We start from the raw sequence: 22,275 nt of genomic DNA, 5'->3' as shown, positions 1-22,275 counted from the left end.
TCTTGTCGTCAGGGAGTGGGGGGCAAGTCGATACCCAGCTCGTTCCAGCGCTCGCTGACACGGGCCTTGACGGCCTCGTCCATGACGATGGGCGTGCCCCGTTCTCGGTCGGTCTCACCGGGCCACTTGCTGGTGGCATCCAGCCCCATCTTGGAGCCGAGCCCCGCCACCGGGGAGGCGAAGTCCAGATAGTCGATGGGCGTGTTTTCCACCATCACGGTATCCCGGGCCGGGTCCATGCGTGTGGTGATGGCCCAGATCACGTCCTTCCAGTCGCGGGCATCGACGTCGTCGTCGAGCACCACCACGAACTTGGTGTACATGAACTGGCGCAGAAAGCTCCACACGCCCATCATCACCCGCTTGGCGTGGCCCGGGTACTGCTTCTTCATGGTCACCACCGCCATGCGGTAGGAGCAGCCCTCCGGCGGCAGGTAGAAATCGACGATCTCGGGAAACTGCTTGCGCAGGATCGGCACGAACACTTCGTTGAGCGCCACGCCGAGGATCGCCGGCTCGTCGGGGGCCGCCCGGTATAGGTCGAATGGTAGATGGCGTCGCGCCGCTGGGTCAGGCGCGTTACCGTGAACACCGGGAAGTGGTCGACCTCGTTATAATAGCCGGTGTGGTCGCCGTAGGGGCCTTCCGGCGCCGTATCGTCCGGGTAGATGAAGCCTTCCAGGATGATTTCCGCCGACGCGGGGACCTCCAGGTCGGCATGGCCGCACTTGACCAGCTCGGTGCGCGAGCCCCTCAAGAGCCCGGCGAATGCGTACTCGGAGAGCGAATCCGGCACCGGGGTCACCGCGCCAAGGATGGTGGCCGGATCGGCCCCCAGCGCTACCGCCACCGGGAAGGGTTCGCCGGGATGGGCCTGCTGCCACTCCTGAAAATCCAGCGCCCCGCCGCGGTGCGACAGCCAGCGCATGATCAGGCGGTTCTTGCCGAGCTTCTGCTGGCGGTAGATCCCCAGGTTCTGGCGCTTCTTGTGGGGCCCGCGGGTGACCACCAGCGGCCAGGTCACCAGCGGCGCGGCGTCGCCGGGCCAGCAGTGCTGGATCGGCAGGCGGTCGAGGTCGACGTCGTCGCCCTCCAGCACCACCTCCTGCACCGGGGCGCTGCGCACGGTCTTGGGCCCCATGCTCATCACCTGCTTGAAGATCGGCAGCTTCTCCCAGGCGTCGCGAAAGCCCTTGGGCGGGTCGGGCTCCTTGAGGAAGGCGAGCAGCTTACCCACCTCGCGCAGCGCCTCGACGCTGTCCTGGCCCATGCCCATGGCCACCCGCTTCGGCGTACCGAACAGGTTGCCCAGCAGCGGCATGTCATGACCCTTGACGTTCTCGAACAGCAGCGCCGGGCCGCCTGCTCGCAGGGTGCGGTCGCAGATCTCGGTGATCTCGAGATAGGGGTCCACCTCGGCGGTGATACGCTTGAGCTCGCCCTGGGCCTCCAGGGCGCTGATGAAGTCGCGCAGGTCCTTGTACTTCATTCGATTTCCCGTTTCCGGAACCACAAAAGGGGCAGCATACCACGCCGCCCCTTTCCACACCGCCGAACAAAGTGCTCCAACAGGCGCTAGCCTCCGCTGTAGGAGCATCTTTAGATCGCGACTGGAGGCCGCAGGCCTCCCGGCGGTGTTGCCCGGCGTAGGCCGTTACCGCAAACGTTGCAGCCTCCGCCGGGCGCCTACGGCGCCAGTCGCGACGGGAACCGGCGCTCCTACAAACGAAAACTTCTAATGTAGGAGGAGCTTCAGCTCCGGTCCGACGCTTCGGCGACTGGAGGCCGCAGGCCTCCCGACAGGATTGCAAACACTGGCGACGACTCCAACGCCGCCGAAGACGCTCAACTGCGATCAGCGGCGCTTCATGGCTTCGAAGAACTCGAGGTTGGTCTTTGTATCCTTGAGGCGGTCGATGAGGAACTCGGTGGCCGCGGTATCCTCCATGGGATTGAGCAGCTTGCGCAGAATCCACATGCGCTGCATCTCCTCATCGGAGGCGATCAGGTCCTCGCGGCGAGTACCGGAACGGCGGATATTGATGGCCGGGTAGACGCGGCGCTCGGCGAGCTTGCGGTCCAGGTGGGCTTCCATGTTGCCGGTGCCCTTGAATTCCTCGAAGATCACCTCGTCCATCTTGGAGCCGGTGTCCACCAGCGCCGTGGCGATGATGGTCAGGCTGCCGCCCTCTTCGATGTTGCGCGCGGCACCGAAGAAGCGCTTGGGCTTTTCCAGGGCATGAGCGTCCACGCCGCCGGTCAACACCTTGCCGGAGCTCGGCACCACGGTGTTATAGGCCCGCGCCAGGCGAGTGATGGAATCGAGCAGGATCACCACGTCCTTCTTGTGCTCGACCAGGCGCTTGGCCTTCTCGATGACCATCTCGGCGACCTGTACGTGGCGGGCCGGCGGCTCGTCGAAGGTCGAGGCGACCACCTCACCGCGCACCGTGCGCGACATCTCCGTCACCTCTTCCGGACGCTCGTCGATCAGCAGCACGATCAGGTGGCACTCGGGATTGTTGCGGGTGATGGAGGTGGCGATATTCTGCAGCATCAGGGTCTTGCCCGCCTTGGGCGGGGAGACCAGCAGCCCACGCTGCCCCTTGCCGATGGGCGCGGTCAAATCGATGATGCGCGCCGTGAGATCCTCGGTGGAGCCATTGCCGATCTCCATACGCAGCCGCTCCTGGGGGAACAGCGGCGTGAGGTTCTCGAAGAGGATCTTGTGCTTGGCGTTTTCCGGCTTGTCGAAGTTGATCTGGCTGACCTTGAGCAGCGCAAAATAGCGCTCCCCTTCCTTCGGCGGGCGAATCTTGCCGGAAATGGTGTCGCCTTTTCGCAAGTTGAAGCGTCGAATCTGCGACGGCGAAACGTAGATGTCATCGGGCCCGGCCAGATAGGAGCTGTCGGCGCTGCGCAGGAAGCCAAATCCATCCTGGAGAATTTCCAGCACCCCGTCGCCATAAATATCCTCGCCGCTCTTGGCGTGTTTCTTGAGGATGGCGAAGATGATGTCCTGCTTCCGGGAACGGGCCAGGTTGTCGATGCCCATCTCGCGGGCAGTCTCCAGAAGTTCCGGAACGGGCTTTTGCTTGAGTTCGGTAAGATTCATCGGTGTGTTCAGAAGTTGCTCATGGAAGCCGGGCGGCCAAGCGCCGTGACAAGACAGGAGGCGAAGCGATAACGCCGCGTGGATGCGTTCAGAGCCCGGACAGGCTGCCACTCGTCATGTTGCATCGTATGGCTATGGACTGGCGACCGCACCTTGAGGGGTAGCCGGGCCGATATCGGAAGCGAGGGAGCAGGTTCGTTTTCGCCTGATCAGCGCGTCCTGGCCACAGGGCCGGGAGTGCAGGCTGATGCAGTGGGCTGTCTGACGACTTGGAACTGACCGCGACGGGGTCGCCGTGAAACGGTCGGAAAGCATTCGGAACAGGCGAACGCCTCGATACTAGTCAAGGGCGGCGCCGAACGCAACCCCATCGATACCACAATTGACAGGCCCGGGACGGCACCGCACCCTTTGGCCATCCACGCTCAGGACACCACGACGATGCCCCCCAAGGACCGGATGCCACCCGTTGCTCCCACCCGCCGGCTGGCGGCCATTGACCTCGGTTCCAACAGTTTCCATCTGCTGGTGGCCAACTACCAGGATGACCGCCTTCAGGTGGTCGCCCGCCTGGGGAAAAGGTCCAGCTGGCCGCCGGTCTCGATGACGCCGGCCGGCTCAGCGAGGCCGCCATGCGCCGCGCCCTGGACTGCCTGGCGCGCTTTTCCCCGTTCCTCGACGGCATCGCACCGGGCCAGCTGCGGGTGGTGGGCACCAATGCCCTGCGCGACGCCGCCAACAGCCAGGCCTTCATCGAGCGGGCCGAGGCGCTGCTGGGCAGCCGTATCGAAATCATCGCCGGTCGTGAGGAGGCACGCCTGATCTACCTGGGGGCAGCCCACTCGCTGGTCGAGAGTGGCCGGCGGCTGATCGTCGATATCGGCGGCGGGTCCACGGAGTTCATCATCGGCGAACGCTTCGAGCCCATGGCCCTGGAGAGCCTGCGCATGGGGTGCGTCACCTTCACCCGCCGGTTCTTCGCGGACGGCGCGATCACCGGGACGTCAATGCGCAAGGCGGAGCTCGCCGCCCATTCGGAGCTGGCCAACATTCGGCGCCCCTATCGCCAGCTCGGCTGGCAGGACCCGGTCGGTGCCAGCGGCACCATCAAGGCCGTGGCCGCGGTCTGCCACGCCGCGGGGGCCTCGGCGGAGGGCGTCATCACCCGAGAAGGCCTGTTCGCCCTACGCCAGCGGCTGATCGACTGCCGGCGACTCGATCGCGTCTCCCTGACGGGCCTCAAGGCCGACCGTGCGCGGGTCTTCCCCGCCGGCGTGGCGATTCTCTGCGCCGTCTTCGAGGCCTTCGAGCTCGACACCATGCGCTATGCCGATGGCGCCCTGCGGGAAGGGGTGCTTTACGACCTGGTCGGGCGCAACAGCCCGGAGGATTCTCGTCTCAAGACGCTGGCGGGGCTGGAGCGTCGCTACGGCGTGGATGCTCGCCAGGCCGACAACGTGGCCATGACGGCCCAGGCACTGCTGGCCCAGGTTGGCGACGCCTGGGGACTGGAGGCGGAAAAGGCCCGCTTTCTCGAGTGGGCCGGGCGCGTGCACGAGTGCGGCCTGGCCATCGCCCATAGCCAGTTTCATCGCCACGGCGCCTATCTGCTGGAGCACTCCGACCTGGCCGGCTTCTCGCGGCCCGAGCAGCGCCTGCTGGCCTTTCTGGTACGCGCGCACCGCCGCAAGTTCCCGCTCAAGGAGTGGCAGGCCCTGCCCGTGGCGGAGCAGCGATCCCACGCTCGGCTGGCCAGGCTGCTGCGCCTGGCGGTGCTGTTCAATCACGCCCGCCCGGAGCAGCCCCCCTCGGTGCCGAAGATCGAGGTCGACGGCGAGACCCTGCGGCTGCGCCTCGGTGCCGACCACGACCAGCCGCTGCTGCTCAACGACCTGGAGCAGGAGGTCGACTATCAGCAGGCCGCCGGCTTCACTCTGAGACTGGACTAGCTCGCCACCCCTGGGCCACCAGCAACCAGGCTCCCCGCTCGGGCGACAGCACCGCCACCGGGACCTCACCCTCCCAGACCACCAGCAGCCGCTGCCGCTCCCAGGGGGCACCCCGCTCTCCTGTAGCAGGCGCTTGAGGTCGCGGCTGCCGCGCCCGGCGAGCCGCAGCCGCTCGCCGCCGCGGCGCCGGGTCACGCGCAGCCAGGGCGGCGCGTCACGATCGGGCGCCGGCACCAGGCGGACGGCGACCTCGCCTGCGGGGGTGGCGAGCGGCCTGCGACCGCTCCAGCGCCCTTCCCAATCATCCGACGGGGGCGGCGGCGACAGCAGGTAGAGCCGCCGGCGCCGCAGCCTTGCCTCGGCGCCGGGCCAGACAACCCGCACCTGAGCGTCCGGCCCCACCGCCAACTGGGCCAGCAGCGTCTCGAGTCGCGTCTGGGGCGGCGAGGGCAAGCCAAGCCGCGCGCAGCAGTGGCGCACCAGAAGACGCCGTCGGGCAGGCGACAGCTCGCCCAGCCCCTCGACGGGCAGCCGGCCGGCCTGGGCGCCCAGCCGGGCCAGGTCCTGCTCGGCCAGCTCGGCCAGCAGCGTATCGGCATCCCCGCTCAGCGCCGCGCTGCGGGCCAGGGCCTCACCGGCATGGGGCCAGCGGGTTTCCAGCAGCGGCAGCACCCGACGGCGCAGAAAGTTGCGATCGAGCCGTTGGTCGGCGTTGCTGGGGTCCTCCACCCAGGCCAACTCCTGACGCCGGGCCTCGAGCTCCAGCTCGGCCCGCGATGCGCCCAGCAAGGGCCGCGACAGCGCCCTGCCCTGCCAACCCCGAATCGGCGGCATACCGGCCAGGCCGCGCGGCCCGCTGCCGCGCAGGGCCGCGAGCAGAAAGGTCTCGGCCTGGTCGTCGCGATGCTGGGCTAGCCACAGGGTCTCGCCGGGAGCGACGCGGCGGGCGAAGGCGCCGTAGCGCGCCTGCCGAGCCGCGCCCTCGACCCCCTTTCCGGCGGCGAGGTCCACCTCGACCCGCTCGACGAACAGCGGCACGCCCAGGCGCGAGGCGAGCCGGCGGCAGTGACGCTCGAACTCGTCGGCGGCATCCTGCAGGCCGTGGTGCACATGGAGGGCATGGAGCGGTCGCGGGTGGCGCCGACAGGCATCGGCGGCCAGCGTCAGCAGCAGCGCGGAGTCGAGCCCGCCGGAGAGCGCCACCCAGACACAACACCCCGGCGGGGTCTGGGCCAGGGCGCGATCGATTGCGGATTGAAGAGACATTGAGCCCACTCCCGACCAGCGGGGCCGATTTTTAAGGTTCTTCGCATTTTAACGTGAACATGTTTGGCAGGTTTAATGGTGGGAGGCCGGCTCTGCCGGGCGAAGGCGCCGCAGGCGCCCATGGGTAGCGCTGCGCGCTACTTCGCGAGCTGAAGTCGAGGCGTCGAACCGTCCCTCCCACAGGGCCAGTTCATGCCAGTCTGCGAAGAGCCTTGATTTTTAACGCCGTATGGCCGAGCGCTGAAAGGGCCGTTAAGCCGAGGCGCCATAGCTCATCAGCCGCTCATACCGGCGTTCGAGCAGCGCCTCGGTCTCCATCGCCTCGAGGCGCTCGAGGCTGCCCAGCAGCGCCTCCTTGATCCGCTCGGCGGTGGTCTCCGGATGGCGATGGGCGCCGCCCAGCGGCTCTTCGATCAGGGTGTCGACGAAGCCCAGCTCCCGCAGCCGCTCGGCGGTGATGCCCATGGCCTGGGCGGCGTCGGCGGCCTTCTCGGCGCTCTTCCACAGGATCGAGGCGCAGCCCTCGGGAGAGATCACCGAGTAGGTGGAGTACTGCAGCATGGCCAGCTCGTCGCACACGCCGATGGCCAGGGCACCGCCGGAGCCACCCTCGCCCACCACGGTGGCCAGGATGGGCGTCTCGAGCCGGGACATGACGGCGAGGTTGTAGGCGATGGCCTCGGACTGGCCGCGCTCTTCGGCATCGATGCCCGGATAGGCCCCGGGCGTATCGATGAAGGTCAGCACCGGCATCTTGAAGCGCTCGGCCATCTCCATCAGCCGGCACGCCTTGCGGTAGCCCTCGGGACGCGGCATGCCGAAGTTGCGGCGCACCTTCTCCTTGACCTCGCGACCCTTCTGATGGCCAATCACCATGACCGGTCTGTCGTCGAGGCGCGCCACGCCGCCGACGATGGCGGCATCGTCGGCGAAACGCCGGTCGCCATGCAGCTCATCGAAGTCGGTGAAGATATGCTCGAGATAGTCGAGCGTATAGGGGCGCTGGGGGTGGCGGGAGAGCTGGGAGACCTGCCAGGGCGAGAGATCCTTGAAGATCGATTCGGTGAGCTTGCGGCTCTTCTCCTCGAGCCGGCTGATCTCGTCGCTGAGGTTGACCTGGCTGTCGTTGCCGACCAGGCGCAGCTCCTCGATCTTGGCCTGGAGCTCGGCGATGGGCTGTTCGAAGTCGAGATAGTTGGGATTCATTCGCCGGATGCCTTGTGGTGTTTCACCGCCCTGGCGACTGGGGCCAGGCACGGCGCGAAAAATGGAGTGGCAGGCATTATCGCACCCTCAACGTGGCACGCAAGGCAGGCAGGGTGGCACGAGGAGCGCCGGGGACAGCTCGAAAGGGAGGTCATTTGCCAGGGATGGCAAATGTAGCGCCCAGGGAGGGGTTTACAGCGCCTCCCTGGAGAGCTGTCGCCGGAACAGCTCCGAGCTTCCCATCTCCGGCCCGTCCCCGGCGCCCCTCGCTGGAATGCGACAGACCGCAGCCGGCAGCCAGTTACCGATATTTCAGCCGCACCCCGTCCTGGCCCTGCACCTCGCGCAGGCCGATCAGCAGCTCGTCGCTGGGCGCCACCTTCCACTGGCCGTCCAGCTCCAGCCAGCCGGCGGCCTCGGCATTGCGGTAGCGTAGCCGGACCGGCAAGCCCTCGCCATCGCGGTGAGGCGCGAGACTCTCACGCAGGCTCTCCACCAGCCGGCCGTTGACGGCCGCGCCGTCGAGCGAGAGTTCCACCGCCTCCCCGTAGCGGGTGCGTGCCGCCACCATGGGGGTGACCTCCTTGCCGCGCAGGCGCAGTCCGCCCGAGTAGTCGTCGGAGGAGACCTCCCCCTCGACGATCAGCACCTGATCGGTCTCCAGCTGGCTACGCACGGTATCGAACAGCTCGCCGAACAGCGACGCCTCGATGCGGCCGGTACGGTCGTCCAGGGTAATGAAGGCCATGGTGTCGCCGCGCTTGGACTTCATGGTGCGAAGTCCCACCACCAGGCCGGCGATCCGCTGGGGCTCTCGCGAAGGCTTGAGGTCGGCGATGCGCGTGGCAACGAAGCGCGCGAGCTCACCCTCATACTCGTCGATGGGGTGGCCGGTGAGATAGAGCCCCAGGGTCTCCTTTTCGCCAGCCAGGCGCTCCTTGTCGCTCCACTCGCGGGTGCGGCGATAGGCCGCGTAGGGGTCGCTCTCGGCCGTCTCGTCGGCGAAGGCCTCGCCGAACATGTCCATCATGCCCAGGTTCTGGTTAGCCTGGGTCTGGGCCGCGGCCTTGAGGGCGTCGTCCAGGGCCGCGCTGAGCACGGCGCGGTTGGGTCCCAGGCTGTCCAGGGCCCCGGAGCGAATCAGCGCCTCCAGGGTGCGCTTGTTCATGCGCTTGGGATCGACCCGCCGGCAGAAGTCGAACAGGTCCTTGAACGGGCCGTCAGCCTCGCGGGCCTCGACGATACCGCCGATGGGTCCCTCCCCTACCCCACGGATGGCGCCGAGGCCATAGACCACGCGCCCCTCGGTATCCACGGTGAACTTGTAGCCGCCCACGTTGACATCCGGCGGCGTCACCGTGAGCCCCAGGTTGCGGCACTCCTCGATCAGCGGCACCACCTTGTCGAGGTTGTCCATCTCGGTGGAGATCACCGCCGCCATAAAGGGGCCGGGATAGTGCGCCTTGAGCCAGGCCGTTTGATACGAGACCAGCGCATAGGCCGCCGAGTGGGACTTGTTGAAGCCGTAGCCGGCGAACTTCTCCACCAGGTCGAAGATGTTGCCGGCGAGCTCCTTGTCGATGCCGTTTGCCGCGCAGCCCTCCATGAAGCCGGCGCGCTGCTTGGCCATCTCCTCGGGCTTCTTCTTGCCCATGGCGCGGCGCAGCATGTCGGCCTGGCCCAGGCTGTAGCCGGCCATCACCTGGGCGATCTGCATCACCTGCTCCTGATAGAGGATGATGCCGTAGGTGGGCTCGAGCACCGGCTTGAGCAGCTCGTGCTGATAGTCCGGGTGGGGGTAGGAGATCTCGGCACGACCGTGCTTGCGGTTGATGAAGTCGTCCACCATGCCCGACTGCAGCGGCCCGGGGCGGAACAGGGCGACGAGTGCGATCATGTCGTCCAGCGAATCGGGCAGCAGGCGCTTGATCAGCTCCTTCATGCCGCGGGATTCGAGCTGGAACACCGCCGTGGTCTCGGCGCGCTTGAGCATCTCGAAGGTGGGGGCGTCGTCCAACGGAATGCTGTCGATGTCGAGCGGCCCTTCGCCCTTGACGGCGCGCACCTTGTCCACCATCTCCAGGGCCCAGTCGATGATGGTCAGGGTGCGCAGGCCGAGGAAGTCGAACTTGACCAGCCCAGCGTCCTCGATATCGTTCTTGTCGAACTGAACCACCAGCCCCGAGCCGTCCTCGTCGCAGAGCAGCGGCGAGAAGTCGGTGAGCTTGGTGGGGGCGATCACCACGCCGCCGGCGTGCTTGCCGGTGCCGCGGGTGATGCCCTCGAGCTTGAGCGCCATCTCCCAGATCTCGGCGGCCTCGTCGTCGGCCTCGACGAACTCCTTGAGGGCCGGCTCCGCATCGATGGCCTTGGCGAGCGTCATGCCCACCTCGAAGGGGATCAGCTTGGAGAGCTTGTCGCCCAGCGAATAGGGGCGCCCCTGTGCGCGGGCCACGTCGCGCACCACCGCCTTGGCGGCCATGGTGCCGAAGGTGACGATCTGGGACACGGCGTTGCGGCCGTAGCGGTCGGCCACGTACTCGATGACCCGGTCGCGCTTCTCCATGCAGAAGTCGACGTCGAAGTCGGGCATGGAGACCCGCTCGGGGTTGAGGAAGCGCTCGAAGAGCAGGTCGTAGCCGATGGGGTCGAGGTCGGTGATCTTCTGGGCGTAGGCCACCAGGGAGCCGGCGCCGGAGCCGCGCCCGGGCCCCACCGGGACGTCGTTGTCCTTGGCCCACTGGATGAAGTCCATCACGATCAGGAAGTAGCCGGGGAAGCCCATCTGGATGATGATGTCGAGCTCGAAGTCGAGCCGCTCGCGGTAGCGCTTGTCGATCTCGGCGTACTCGGCGCCGTCCCGCGGGTACTTCTCGACGGGGTAGAGGAAGTCCAGGCGCTCGGTGAGGCCGTCGTGGGAGACCTTGCGGAAGAACTCGTCCTGGGTCATGCCCTCGGGGATCCCGAACTCGGGCAGGAAGATCTCGCCCAGCCGTACGTCGACGCTGCAGCGGGCGGCAATCATCACGCTGTTCTCGAGCGCCTCGGGGATGTCGGCGAAGAGCTCCGCCATTTCCTCGGGGCTCTTGAGGTATTGCTCCTCGCTGTACTTGCGCTCGCGGCGCGGGTCGTCCAGCGCCTTGCCCTCGCCAATCGACACCCGGGTCTCGTGGGCCCAGAAGTCTGCCTTCTCCAGGAAGCGCACGTCGTTGGTGGCCACCACCGGGGTGCCGGTCTCCACGGCCAGGGCCACCGAGAGATGCACGCACTCCTCCTCCAGGGGACGACCGGTGCGAGCCAGCTCCAGGTAGAAGCGCCCCGGGAAGGCGGCGTTCCACTCTTCGAGCAGCGCACGGGCCTCGTCGCGATGGTCGCTGAGCAGATGCCGGCCGATCTCCCCCTCGCGACCGCCGGAAAGCGCGATCAGTCCCTCGCTCTGGGCCAGCACCCAGGCGCGATCGAGCACCGCCCGGCCCTGGCGCTGCCCCTCCACCCAGCCTCGCGAGATCAGCTCGGTGAGGTTGCGATAGCCATCATTGTTCATGGCCAGCAGGGTCAGGCGGTAGGGGTGGGCGTCGTCATGGGGGTTGGCGAGCCACAGGTCGGCGCCGATGATCGGCTTGAGGCCGGCCCCCTGGGTCGCCTTGTAGAACTTGACCAGGCCGAAGAGGTTGGCCTCGTCGGTGACCGCCAGCGCCGGGGCGCCCTGGGCCACCGCCGTCTTGACCAGCGGCTTCAAGCGAACCAGGCCATCGACCAGGGAGTATTCGGTGTGGACGCGAAGATGAACGAAGGGCGTGGTCATAGGGAGCTCGGGGCTTGGCGGTGTATGGTCAGCACGGAAACCAGACTGTTGGTCCAGCGATATGGCTTAGGGCTCAGTATCCTGCTCCGCTCGGGGCTGATCCGGCGATAGGCCTATGCGGGGGCGCTGTAAATACTTCCCTGTACGCTACTTTTGCCATCCATGGCAAAAGACCCCCGCGACGGCCTATCCCCGGCGCCCCTCGCTATCGGTGGCGACGCGCTGGGCTAGAACAGCGCCAGCTGGCGCTTGACCGGGCCGAAGGAGCGGCGATGCTCCGGCAGCGCGCCCAGGCGCACCAGGGCGGCCAGGTGCTCCCGGGTCGGGTAGCCCTTGTGGCGGGCGAAGCCGTAGTCGGGATGGCGGGCATCGAGCTCGACCATCTGGGCGTCCCGGGCCACCTTGGCGAGTATCGAGGCGGCGGCGATGGCCGGGTGCCGGGCGTCGCCCTTGACCACCGCCTGCCCCGGGAGATGATGCCCGGGGAGGCGATTGCCGTCCACCAGCAGGTACTCGGCGGCGGGGGCCAGGCCGTCGATGGCCCGCCGCATGGCCAGGTGGGTGGCGTGGTAGATGTTCAGCTCGTCCACCTCGCCGGGGCTCGCCTCGGCCAGGGCGAAGGCCAGGGCCCGCTCGCGAATCTCGGCGTCCAGGGCCTCGCGGCGGCGGGCGGTGAGCGCCTTGGAGTCGCCGAGCCCCGCGATGGGGCGCGTCGGGTCCAGGATCACCGCCGCGGCTACCACGCTGCCCACCAGGGGGCCGCGGCCCACCTCGTCGACGCCGGCCAGGCGCTCGCCGTGGTAGTCCACCACCAGCGGCGGCAGCTCGGCGGCCTTGCCCCTTGCCGAGCTCATGATGCCGCCTCCTCGGCCCGCTCGGCCGCCACGCTCTCCGGGAGTGGCCGGCCCGCCACCAGCGCCTCGATGGCATCACAGGCCCGACGGCTGGCGTCGCGCTGCAGGCCGGCGTGCATCTCGGCGAAGCGTGCCTCCAGGGCGGCGCGGCCGGGGGCGTCGTCGAGCAGCGCGCCGAGCCGCTCGGCGATCGCCTCCGAGGTGGCGGCATCCTGCACCAGCTCGGGCACCAGGGTCTCGCGAGCGATCAGGTTGGGTAGCGAGATCCACTCGGTCTTGACCAGCCGCTTGACCAGGGCGTGGCTCATCGGAGCCATCTTGTAGGCCACCAGCATCGGCCGATGGCAGAGCATCGCCTCCAGGGCGGCGGTGCCGGAGGCAAGCAGCACGGCATCAGCGGCCACCATGGCCTCCCGGGACTGGCCGTCGAGCAGGGTGACCCGCTCGGCCAGAGCGGGCCGGGCGGTCAGCAGCGCCTCGAGCTCACGGTGGCGGGCCGGCGTGGCGGCCGGTATGACCACCCGCAGCTCGGGGCGCTGCTCACAGAGCCGCTCTGCCGCTTCGAGGAAGGTCTCGCCGAGAAAGCGGATCTCGTTGGCCCGGGAGCCGGGCAGCAGGGCCAGCAGCGTGGCCGGCCCGGGCAGGCCAAGGGCGTCCCGGGCGGCATTGCGCTCGCTGTGCAGCGGGAACTCGTCGGCGAGGGGATGCCCAACGAAGGCCACCGGCACCCGATGGCGGGCGTAGAAGGCCGCCTCGAAGGGTAGGAAAGTGAGCATGGCATCCACGGACTTGGCGATGCCCTTGACCCGCCCCTGTCGCCAGGCCCAGACGGTGGGGCTGACGTAATGGGCGGTGGTGATGCCGGCCCGGCGCAGCGCCCGCTCCAGGCCGAGATTGAAGTCTGGGGCGTCGATGCCGACCATGATGTCGGGCCGCCAGGCCAGCGCATCGGCCTTGAGAGTACGGCGCACCCGGATCAGCTCGGGCAGGTGCTTGAGCACCTCCACGAGCCCCATGACCGAGAGGGTCTCCAGCGGAAAACGACTGTCGATGCCCTCGGCGATCATCTTGGGGCCGCCGATGCCGCGAAACGCGACGCTGGGGTAGCGCGCCTTGAGCGCGCGCATCAGGCCGGCGCCCAGGGTATCCCCGGACAGCTCGCCCGCGACCAGATAGATCCGCAGGGGCCTGGACGTGTCGGTCATCTCGAGGTCGGTCATGGCCTAGCGCGTGATACCGCGGGAGGAGACTTCGATGGAGGCGACGAAGGTATCGATCTCGGCCAGATCAAAGCGGGCTCGAATCGCGTCCAGCGCCTGTTCCACGGTCAGCCCCTGGCGATAGACCAGCTTGTAGGACTCGCTTAGCGCCTTGATGGCCTCGCGGCTGAAGCCGCGGCGCTTCAGCCCCACCAGGTTGAGGCCGTGGGCACTGGCTGGATTGCCGTTGATCAGCACGAAGGCCGGGGTGTCCTTGGTGATGATGGAGCCGCCGCCGGCCATGGCGTGGGTGCCGAAGTGGCAGAACTGATGAATCGCCGAGAGCCCGCCAAGGATCGAGAAATCGCCGAGGGTCACGTGGCCGGCCAGGGTCACCTGATTGGCCAGGATGCAGTCGCTGCCGATGATGCAGTCGTGCCCCACGTGCACATAGGCCATGAACAGGTTGCGCGAGCCGATGGTGGTTTCGCCACGATCCTGGGCGGTGCCGCGATGCAACGTCACCCCCTCGCGGATGACGTTGTCATCGCCCATCACCAGGCGGGTCGGCTCACCGGCATACTTCTTGTCCTGGCAGTCTTCCCCACAGAGGCGAACTGGAAGATCCGCGTGCGCGCGCCCAGCACGGTGGGGCCCTTGATCACCACATGGGGACCGATCCGGCTCCCTGCGCCGATCTCGACGTCGGGGCCGATCACCGTGAAGGGGCCGACCTCGACGTCATCGGCCAGTCGCGCCTTCGGGTCGACGATGGCAGTGGAATGAATCAAGCGACCTTCCTCTCGGCACAGATGATCTCGGCCTCGCAGGCCACCTCGCCGTCTACGGTAGCACGGCAGGCAAATTTCCAGATGCCGCGCTTTTCACGCTCTACCCTCGCTTCCAGCTTGAGCCGATCGCCGGGCACCACCGGACGCTTGAAACGCACGTTGTCGCTGCCGACCAGATAGTAGACGTAGCCGTCCGCCGGAAGCTTGTTGACGGTCTTGAAGCCGAGGATGCCGCAAACCTGAGCCAGCGCCTCGACGACCAGCACGCCGGGCATGATCGGATGGTGGGGAAAGTGGCCGTTGAAGAAGGGCTCATTGATGCTGACGTTCTTGTAGCCAACGATGGCCTCGCCCAGTTCCAGCTCCGTGACCCGATCCACCAGCAGGAAGGGGTAGCGGTGGGGCAGATAATCACGAATCTCGTTGATGTCCATTACCATCGTAGCGACCTCTGAAATATGGTGGGGAAGCCTGCCGCGGCGCTTGCGCCACGCACTCGGCTTCCCGAAGCTACCGCGCGAGGGGGCCCTTTCGGCCGCTGTCTCGACGGGTGGCAGGGCCGGGGATTATAGCGCCCCCGACGCGGGTCTCAACCCTGGGGATTGCGCTTCTCGAGCCTGGCCAGGCGGCGGGCGATCTCGTCGAGCTGCTTGAAGCGCACGGCGTTCTTGCGCCACTGGGCGTTATGCATGGCGCCGGTGCCGGAGGAGTAGACACCCGGCTCATCGATGGAGTTGGTCACCAGGCTCATGCCGGTGACCTGCACCCGGTCGCAGATCGTCAGGTGGCCGGCCAGCCCTACGCCGCCACCCAGCATGCAGTAGCGGCCCACCCGGGTCGAGCCGGCGATGCCGACGCAGCCGGCCAGGGCGCTGTGGTCGCCGATCTGCACGTTGTGGGCGATCTGCACCTGGCTGTCGATCTTCACGTCGTTGCCGATCCGGGTATCCTCAAGGGCGCCGCGATCGATGCTGGAGCAGCTGCCGACCTCGACGTCGTCCCCCATTACCACGCTCCCCAGCTGGGCGATCTTGTGCCAGCCGCCGCCATCATGGGCGAAGCCGAAGCCGTCCCCGCCGATCACGCAGCCGCTGTGCAAGATGGCCCGCTCGCCGATCACCACGCCGTGACAGACCGTGACGTTGGGATGCAGCCGCGAACCCCGCCCAATGCGCGCGCCGGCCCCGATCACGCAGCCGGGGCCGACCACTACGTCATCGCCCAGCTCGGCGCCGGCTTCGACCACTGCCAGGGGGCCGACCTCGACTCTCTCGCCGAGCCGCGCCTCCTCGGCCACCACCGCGGAGGGATGGATGCCTGCCGGCGGACGGCTAAGCAGCGGGTCGAACAGCCGCGACAGCTTGGCGTAGCCCAGGTAGGGGTTATCGAGTTCGAGTCGATCCACCGGACACTGGGCGGCGTGCTCGGGATGGAGCAGCACCGCCCCCGCGGCCGTCGCCGCAAGGTCCTTGAGGTAGGTGGGGTTGGTCAAGAAGGCGAGACGGTCCGGTCCGGCATCCTTCAGGGTCGAAAGCCCACTCAGGCGGCGGCTGCCATCGCCGACCAGCCGGGCATCCAGGTGCTCGGCAAGCTCGGCGAGGGTATAGGTCGGGGGTGTGGTTGGGTCATGGAAGCCTGGTCAAAGCGTTGGCACGGCGCTGTGGCGCCGCACCAGGTCAGTTGAGCGTGTTGAGAATCTCGGTGACTTCCCCGGTCAGGTCGGGAAGCTCGACGCTGGAGTGCAGCACCCCCTGGGGCTCCACCAGCACCTGAATGCCGTGACGAGAGATGACCTGATCCACGGCCTGCTCGAGCTTCGGCTCGGCCTCCTGGAGGAAGCTCTGCTCGGCGCGCATCTGCGCCTCCATGATCTGCTGGCGCAGCTGCTCGAAGCGGCTGCCCTTCTGCTGGAACTCCTGCATCAATGACTGCCGGTCGGCCTCGGACAGGTTGCCCTGCTGCAGGCGCTGCTGCATCTGCTGCAGCTCGCTACCCAGCGACTCGGCTTCCTGCTGCTGGCCGCTGATCTGGCTCTCCAGCCGGCTCATCGAGCGCTGGGCGGCATCCGAGGACAGCAGCGCCTGACGCCAGTCGAGCATCGCGACCTCGGCGGCCTGGGCCGAGAGCGTCACGGCGCCCAGGAGGGTGAAGCAGAGTGCGGCAGTCAGCTTGCGCATGTTGGCGATTCCTCGTCGCGAGCGGATCAGAAGGTCTGACCCAGGGAGAACTGAAAGATCTGGGTATCGTCGCCGCTCTTGTCGTTGAGCGGCTCGGCGATGCTGAAGGTCAGCGGTCCCACCGGCGTCAGCCAGGAGAGCCCCACCCCGAGACTGTAGCGCAGATCGCCGAGATCGACGCCGGACGAGCAGTTGGACGGGCCGTCACCCTCCACCACCGGGTAGCAGCTGGTCAGGAAGGTATTGCCGGCATCCAGGAAGAAGCCGGTCTGCAGCGAGCGCTGATCCTCGACGAAGGGCAGCGGGAAGAGCAGCTCGGCGCTGCCCTCGACCAGCACGTTGCCGCCCAGGGTGCGGTCGCGGCCGGCCTCTCGCGGAGTGGTGCGCTGCCCCAGGGTGTTGGCAGTGAACCCGCGCACCGAGCCAAGGCCCCCGGCGAAGAAGTTCTCGTAAAACGGGTAGGGGTCGCCGCCGATGCTATCCGCATAGCCCAGGGTGGTGCCGAACTTCAGCGCCCAGGTCTGCTCCTCGTTGAGCGGGAAGAGCTGCTGAGCGCGGGCGCGCAGCTTGAAATAATCCGCATCGCTGCCCGGGGCGGCGGTCTCCAGGGAGAGACGCTGGTAGTTGCCGGCGGTGGGCATGATGCCGCGATTGAGGTTGTTGCGGGTCCAGCTGGCGGTGAGCTTGAGGCTCTGGGCATCGCGGCCCTGGTCCTCGACGTAGCGCACGATCTCGGAGGCCGTGTCGCGATACGTCTTGACCGTCAGGTCCTCCACCGAGGCGCCGAAGTTGAGTCGCGACAGCTCGCTGATCGGATAGCCGAAGTTGATCCCCCCGCCGAAGGCATCGGTGGAGTAGGTCGAGATGTCGGAGTCCTCGAAGTCGGTCTCGCGATAGAAGAGGTTGTAGCCCCGCGAGATGCCGTCCAGGGTCCAGTAGGGATCGGTGAAGCCAAAGTTGAGGCTGGTGAAGGTATCGCTGCGCTGGGCGCCGACGTTGACCCGATTGCCGGTGCCCAGGAAGTTGTTCTGGGCCAGCGAGGCGCCGTAGATCACCCCGGCGCTTTGCGAAAAGCCGATGCTCGCCGAGATCGAGCCGGAGGGCTGCTCCTCGACGGTGTAGGTGACATCGAGCTTGTCCGGCTCGCCGGGCACCGGCTGGGTCTCCACATCGACCTGGCGGAAGAAGCCCAGGCGATCCAGGCGCTGGCGCGACTGGCTGATCGACTCGGTGGACGCTGGTGCCCCCTCCATCTGGATCATCTCACGGCGCAGCACCTCGTCCTGGGTGGTGGTGTTGCCGACGAAATTGATGCGTCGCACATAGGCGCGCTGCCCGGGCTCGACCCGGAAGACCAGATCCACGGTGTCGGCATCGGTGCCGGGCTGCGGGATCCCCTCGACGTTGGCGAAGGCGAAGCCTTCGGCCCCCAGGCGCGCGCGCAGCGCCTCCGTGGAGGCGGTCACGTCGCTGCGCGAGAAGACCTGACCGGTCTCCACCTGCAACAGCTCGCGGGCCTCGCTGGTGCCGATCCTGAGATCACCCTGGAAGCGCACCTCGCCGAGGCGGAACTGCTCGCCCTCCTCGACGTTGATGGTCACGAAGATCTGCGACTTGTCGGGGCTGATCGAGACCTGGGTGGAGGTGATGTTGAAATTGATATAGCCGCGGTCCAAGTAGAAGGAACGCAGCCGCTCCAGGTCGCCGGCCAGGGCCTCGCGAGAGTACTCGTCGCTGGAGAACCAGCCGAAGAAGCGTCCCGGACGGTCGTTGAGCTCGAAGACGTCGCGCAGCGCATCGTCATCGAAGTGGCGGTTGCCGACCAGATTGATCTGGCGGATCTTGGCCACCTCACCTTCGTTGATGTCGATATCGACCTGCACCCGGCCTTCATCGATCTCGCGCACGCTGGCATCGATGCGCGCGCTGTAGCGCCCCTGCGCCTGGTAGACCCCCTCCAGCTCGCGCTGGATCTCCTCGAGGGTGGAGAGCTGCAGCACCTGGCCCTCGGACAGCCCTGCCTCGCGAAGGCCGCGCCGCAGGTCCTCATCGGAAAGCTGGCGGTTGCCGCTGATGGTCAGCCGCGAGATGGTCGGCCGCTCGACCACCTGAATGATCAGCACGTCGCCGTCGCGGGCCAGCTGGATATCGTCGAACAGGCCGGTGGCGAAGAGACTGCGCGCCGCCTCCGCCAGCTCGCGGTCGTCCACGCGGTCGCTGGCACTGACCGGGAAGGCGTTGAAGACCGAAGCGGCGGAAACCCGCTGCAGCCCCTCCACGCGAATGTCGGAAACTTCAAAGGGGTCGGCCAGTGCGGTCTGGGCACCGGCCAGCAGCAGTGCCGCCAATCCGAGGGTCTTGATATTCATGCAGTCGCTTCGCTCGCGTTGATACGCCCGCCAATCCAGACAGGCACCTTATACATTTGTGCGGGTGACTGACAAGGGCGGAGCCGGGCCCCACCTCCCTGTGCCCCCGGCAGGGGGAGTCGCTCGCTACCAAAGCCGCATCAGATCGAAATACAGCGCCATCACCATCAGGGTGACGATCATCGCCAGGCCGATGCGCAGCCCAATGGCCTGGGTCCGCTCGGAGACCGGCCGGCCGCGTATCGCCTCGGCGAAATAGTAAAGCAGGTGGCCACCGTCGAGCACCGGAATCGGCAGCAGGTTGAGCACCGCCAGGCTGATCGACAGGTAGGCCATGAAGCTGACGAAGCTCTCCATGCCGGTGCGTGCGGTATCGCCGGCCACCTGGGCGATGGTGATCGGCCCGGAGAGGTTGGAGGGCGAGATCAGCCCGACCAGCATCTTGCGGATCGCATCCAGCGTCAACACGGTCATTTCGCCGGTTCGCGCCAGCGACTGCCCCACCGCGGCGACGGGCCCGTAGCGGATCTCGCGACGATACTCCTCCGGCCACTCGACGGGCTCGACGCCCGCCCCCACGTAGCCAATGGTCGCGCCATCGTCCAGGGCCTGCTCGCCGGGCACCAGGGTCAAGCCGAGCCGCTCATCGCCGCGGGCCACCTCGAGCTCGAGGCTCTCGCCCGGGCTTGCCCGCACCACGTTGACGAAGCCCATCCAGTCGTCCACCGCGGTGCCGTTGACCGCCAGCACCTCGTCACCGGGCTGCAGCCCGGCCCGGGCCGCGGCCTCGCCGTCCAGCACCTGGCCGAGCACCGCGGGGAACGGCGGCTGCCAGGGAGTGATGCCCAGGGTCTGGAGGGGGCGCGGCGGGTCCTGACGCACCAGGTAGGCCTCCACCGGCAGACGGTAATCCCGGGCGTCCGCGGCGGCATCGTCCCGAGCCCGCATGGTGAGCTCACCGCTGGCACCGATCGAGGCCACCAGCTTGAGATTGATGTCGTTCCAGGAGCGCACCGCATCGCCCTGCACCGCGACGATCTCCTGGCCGCTGCGCAGCCCGCTCTGCTCGGCGGGCGAACCGGGGGCGATATCGCCCACCACCGGCGCCACCGTGGTGGTGCCGGCGACGAACAGCGCCCAGTAGGCGACGATGGCCAGCAGGAAGTTGGCCGCCGGGCCGGCGGCCACGATAGCGATGCGCTGCCAGACGCTCTTGCGGTTGAAGGCCTGGTCCTGCAGCTCGGGAGGAACCGGCGCCTCTCGCTCGTCGAGCATCTTGACGTAGCCGCCCAGGGGAATGGCCGCCACGGCAAACTCGGTGCCGTGGCGGTCGACCCGGGACCACAGCGGCTTGCCAAAGCCCACCGAGAAGCGCAGCACCTTGACGCCACAGCGCTTCGCCACCCAATAGTGGCCATACTCGTGGAAGGTAATCAGCAGCCCCAGCACCACGATGACGGCCAGAATGTTCTGGATCAGGCCCAAGTCAGTCTCCTTGCAGATTGCATGCCGCCGATCACTGCCCGGCCGCTCTCTTCATGCACGCATCAGCCGGCGGCGGGCATCACGCCGGGCCCGGGCGTCGAGTTCGAGTATCGACTCCAGGTCGTCGGCGGCCTCCACCGGCAGCGCCTCACAGACTCGCGCCACCAGCTCGCCAATGCCCGTGAACCCCAGGCGCCCCTCGAGGAAGGCGTCCACCGCCACCTCGTTGGCCGCATTGAGCACCGCCGGAGCCGTGCCGCCGGCCGCCATGGCATCGCGAGCCAGGCGCAGGCAGGGAAAGGCGACCTCGTCCGGCGCCTCGAAGTCGAGCCGCGCCACGGCAAACAGGTCCAGGGCCTCGACCCCGGCCTCGATGCGCTCCGGCCACGCCAGCCCGTAGGCAATGGGCGTGCGCATGTCGGGATTGCCCAGCTGGGCGATCACCGAGCCGTCGCTGTAGGCGGCCATGGAGTGGATCACGCTCTGCGGATGCACCACCACCTGCACCTGTTCCGGCCGGGCATCGAACAGCCAGCACGCCTCGATCAGCTCCAGCCCCTTGTTCATCAGGGTGGCGCTGTCCACCGAAATCTTGCGCCCCATGGACCAGTTGGGGTGCGCGCAGGCCTGCTGGGGCGTGACGGCGGCCAGGTCGCCGAGAGTCCAGCCGCGAAAGGGGCCGCCCGAGGCGGTCAGCAGCAGCTGGGTGACCCCGTGGCGCGCCAACCCACCACGATGCTCGGAGGGTAGACACTGGTAGATGGCATTATGTTCGGAATCGATGGGCAGCAGCGTCGCCCCATGGTGCAGCACGGCGTCCATGAACAGGGCGCCGGACATCACCAGCGCCTCCTTGTTGGCCAGCAGTATCCGCTTGCCGGCGCGAACCGCCGCCAGCGTGGGCAGCAGCCCCGCCGCTCCGACGATGGCTGCCATCACCACGTCGACCTCGGTGGCTTCGGCCACCTCGATCAGCGCCTGGCGCCCAGCCCTCACCTCGATGGCCAACCCCGCCTCGCGCAGCCGCTCGCGCAGCCAGACGGCATCCGTCTCGGCCGCCAGCACGGCCACCTCTGGACGGTGGCGCCGGCACAGCGTCAGCAGCGACTCGCGGGAGCGATTCGCCGTCAGGGCGTGAACGCGATAGCGCTCGGGATGGCGAGCGATCACGTCCAGCGTGCTGGCGCCGATCGAACCGGTGGCCCCCAGCACCGTCACCGCCTGTGGGCGCCGGAGGCTGGACTCTCTCACCGCCACCCTAGAGCACTCCGAGCGAGAGCAGGGCGAACAGCGGTACGGCCGCGGTGAGACTGTCGATGCGATCCAGCACGCCGCCGTGCCCGGGGAGCAGCTGGCTCGAGTCCTTGATGTTGCGGTAGCGCTTGAGCATGCTCTCGACCAGGTCGCCAAGCACCGACACCAGGGTGACCACCGCCGTGGCCAGCAGCAGCGCCAGGCCGCCGCCCAGGCCGAGGCCCTGCCAGACGGCGAAGATCAGCGCCAGGCCGAAGGTGACCGCCAGGCCGCCGGCGACGCCCTCCCAGCTCTTGCCGGGGCTGACCCGCGGCGCCAGCTTGCGCCGGCCGAAGGCCCGGCCGGCGAAGTAGGCGCCGATATCGGCGCCCCATACCAGCAGCAGCACGAACAGCAGCCAGACAGCCCCCGAATCGCGCAGCACGTTGAACCCCACCCAAGCCGGCAGCAGCACCCAAAGGCCCATGGCGAGGCGGCGCGTGGCGGACTGCCACTGCTCGCCCTTGCGCGGGTAGTGCACCACCCAGTAGAGATTGAGCAGCCATCCCAGCGCCCCCAGCCACAGCGGCCAGGCGGCCAGGGCAGCGCCGCTCATCCACAGCATCAGCATGGCCATGCCCAGCACCGCCACCAGCATCAGCCGGTGGTCGCGCTGGCGAATGCCGGCCAGGTTGGTCCACTCCCAGCCCGCCAGCAGCACGATGACGGCGGTGAACAGGGCAAAGCCACCGCCGTGCAGGCCAAACAGGCCGGCCAGCATCAGCGGCGCCAGCCACGCCGCGGTAATGATCCGCTGTTTAAGCAC

At 67.8% G+C, this 22,275-nt stretch carries 12 protein-coding genes and 5 pseudogenes; 2 read left to right on the top strand and 15 right to left on the bottom strand.

The features are described from left to right. Positions 1-8 precede the first annotated feature (8 nt). Positions 9-1,489 (bottom strand): annotated as a pseudogene (gene ubiD, locus ACSJDS_RS04555) (4-hydroxy-3-polyprenylbenzoate decarboxylase). Between the two features lie 366 nt (positions 1,490-1,855). Next, the gene (gene rho, locus ACSJDS_RS04550) at positions 1,856-3,115 is read right to left on the bottom strand and encodes a transcription termination factor Rho (RefSeq protein ID WP_473032266.1); all 1,260 of its coding nucleotides are present in this window, start codon (positions 3,113-3,115) and stop codon (positions 1,856-1,858) included. A gap of 441 nt (positions 3,116-3,556) precedes the next feature. On the opposite strand from rho, the pseudogene ppx reads away from it, so the two are divergent. Beyond that, positions 3,557-5,064 (top strand): annotated as a pseudogene (ppx, locus tag ACSJDS_RS04545) (exopolyphosphatase). Between the two features lie 147 nt (positions 5,065-5,211). Here ppx and tilS read toward each other — a convergent pair. Next, a pseudogene (tilS, locus tag ACSJDS_RS04540) lies at positions 5,212-6,225 on the bottom strand (tRNA lysidine(34) synthetase TilS); the annotation flags it as partial. On the opposite strand from tilS, the gene ACSJDS_RS04535 reads away from it, so the two are divergent. Next, positions 6,130-6,333 (top strand): hypothetical protein, encoded by a 204-nt coding sequence (locus ACSJDS_RS04535; protein ID WP_473032265.1) that lies wholly within the window; start codon positions 6,130-6,132, stop codon positions 6,331-6,333. The pseudogene tilS and the gene ACSJDS_RS04535 overlap by 96 nt on opposite strands. 249 nt (positions 6,334-6,582) lie before the next feature. On the opposite strand, the gene accA is transcribed toward ACSJDS_RS04535, so the two are convergent. The 12 genes and pseudogenes from accA to ACSJDS_RS04475 all read right to left on the bottom strand — a co-directional run bounded on the left by accA (position 6,583) and on the right by ACSJDS_RS04475 (position 22,275). Further along, entirely contained in the window at positions 6,583-7,536 is a 954-nt protein-coding gene (gene accA / locus ACSJDS_RS04530) for an acetyl-CoA carboxylase carboxyl transferase subunit alpha (RefSeq protein ID WP_473032264.1), read from the bottom strand. Between the two features lie 301 nt (positions 7,537-7,837). Continuing rightward, positions 7,838-11,341, bottom strand: coding sequence for a DNA polymerase III subunit alpha (gene dnaE, locus ACSJDS_RS04525; RefSeq protein ID WP_473032263.1), 3,504 nt, complete (start codon positions 11,339-11,341; stop codon positions 7,838-7,840). A 227-nt stretch (positions 11,342-11,568) separates the two neighbouring features. Then, on the bottom strand, positions 11,569-12,195 hold the full coding sequence (gene rnhB / locus ACSJDS_RS04520) for a ribonuclease HII (protein WP_473032262.1): 627 nt from the start codon (positions 12,193-12,195) through the stop codon (positions 11,569-11,571). Further along, the gene (lpxB, locus tag ACSJDS_RS04515; protein WP_473032261.1) at positions 12,192-13,415 is read right to left on the bottom strand and encodes a lipid-A-disaccharide synthase; all 1,224 of its coding nucleotides are present in this window, start codon (positions 13,413-13,415) and stop codon (positions 12,192-12,194) included. Before lpxB ends, rnhB begins: the two co-directional genes overlap by 4 nt. A gap of 3 nt (positions 13,416-13,418) precedes the next feature. Then, positions 13,419-14,185, bottom strand: a pseudogene (gene lpxA / locus ACSJDS_RS04510) (acyl-ACP--UDP-N-acetylglucosamine O-acyltransferase). Next, positions 14,182-14,625, bottom strand: coding sequence for a 3-hydroxyacyl-ACP dehydratase FabZ (gene fabZ / locus ACSJDS_RS04505; RefSeq protein ID WP_473032260.1), 444 nt, complete (start codon positions 14,623-14,625; stop codon positions 14,182-14,184). Before fabZ ends, lpxA begins: the two are co-directional and overlap by 4 nt. 149 nt (positions 14,626-14,774) lie before the next feature. Next, positions 14,775-15,797: pseudogene (gene lpxD, locus ACSJDS_RS04500) on the bottom strand (UDP-3-O-(3-hydroxymyristoyl)glucosamine N-acyltransferase); the annotation flags it as partial. Positions 15,798-15,861: 64 nt separating this feature from the next. Continuing rightward, positions 15,862-16,362 carry an OmpH/Skp family outer membrane protein gene (locus tag ACSJDS_RS04495; RefSeq protein ID WP_473032259.1) on the bottom strand — a complete coding sequence of 167 codons (501 nt, stop codon included), beginning with the start codon at positions 16,360-16,362 and terminating at the stop codon, positions 15,862-15,864. Between the two features lie 26 nt (positions 16,363-16,388). Continuing rightward, on the bottom strand, positions 16,389-18,731 hold the full coding sequence (gene bamA, locus ACSJDS_RS04490) for an outer membrane protein assembly factor BamA (protein WP_473032258.1): 2,343 nt from the start codon (positions 18,729-18,731) through the stop codon (positions 16,389-16,391). A gap of 126 nt (positions 18,732-18,857) precedes the next feature. After that, positions 18,858-20,216 (bottom strand): RIP metalloprotease RseP, encoded by a 1,359-nt coding sequence (rseP, locus tag ACSJDS_RS04485; protein WP_473032257.1) that lies wholly within the window; start codon positions 20,214-20,216, stop codon positions 18,858-18,860. A gap of 51 nt (positions 20,217-20,267) precedes the next feature. After that, entirely contained in the window at positions 20,268-21,473 is a 1,206-nt protein-coding gene (gene ispC, locus ACSJDS_RS04480) for a 1-deoxy-D-xylulose-5-phosphate reductoisomerase (protein WP_473032256.1), read from the bottom strand. 1 nt (position 21,474) lies between these two features. Then, positions 21,475-22,275, bottom strand: a complete 801-nt coding sequence (locus tag ACSJDS_RS04475; protein ID WP_473032255.1) for a phosphatidate cytidylyltransferase — start codon at positions 22,273-22,275, stop codon at positions 21,475-21,477.

The sequence above is a fragment of the Halomonas sp. SL18_1 genome, assembly GCF_055755715.1.
Note: the sequence above shows the minus strand (reverse complement) of the source record. Positions and strands in the feature narration are given on the sequence as shown.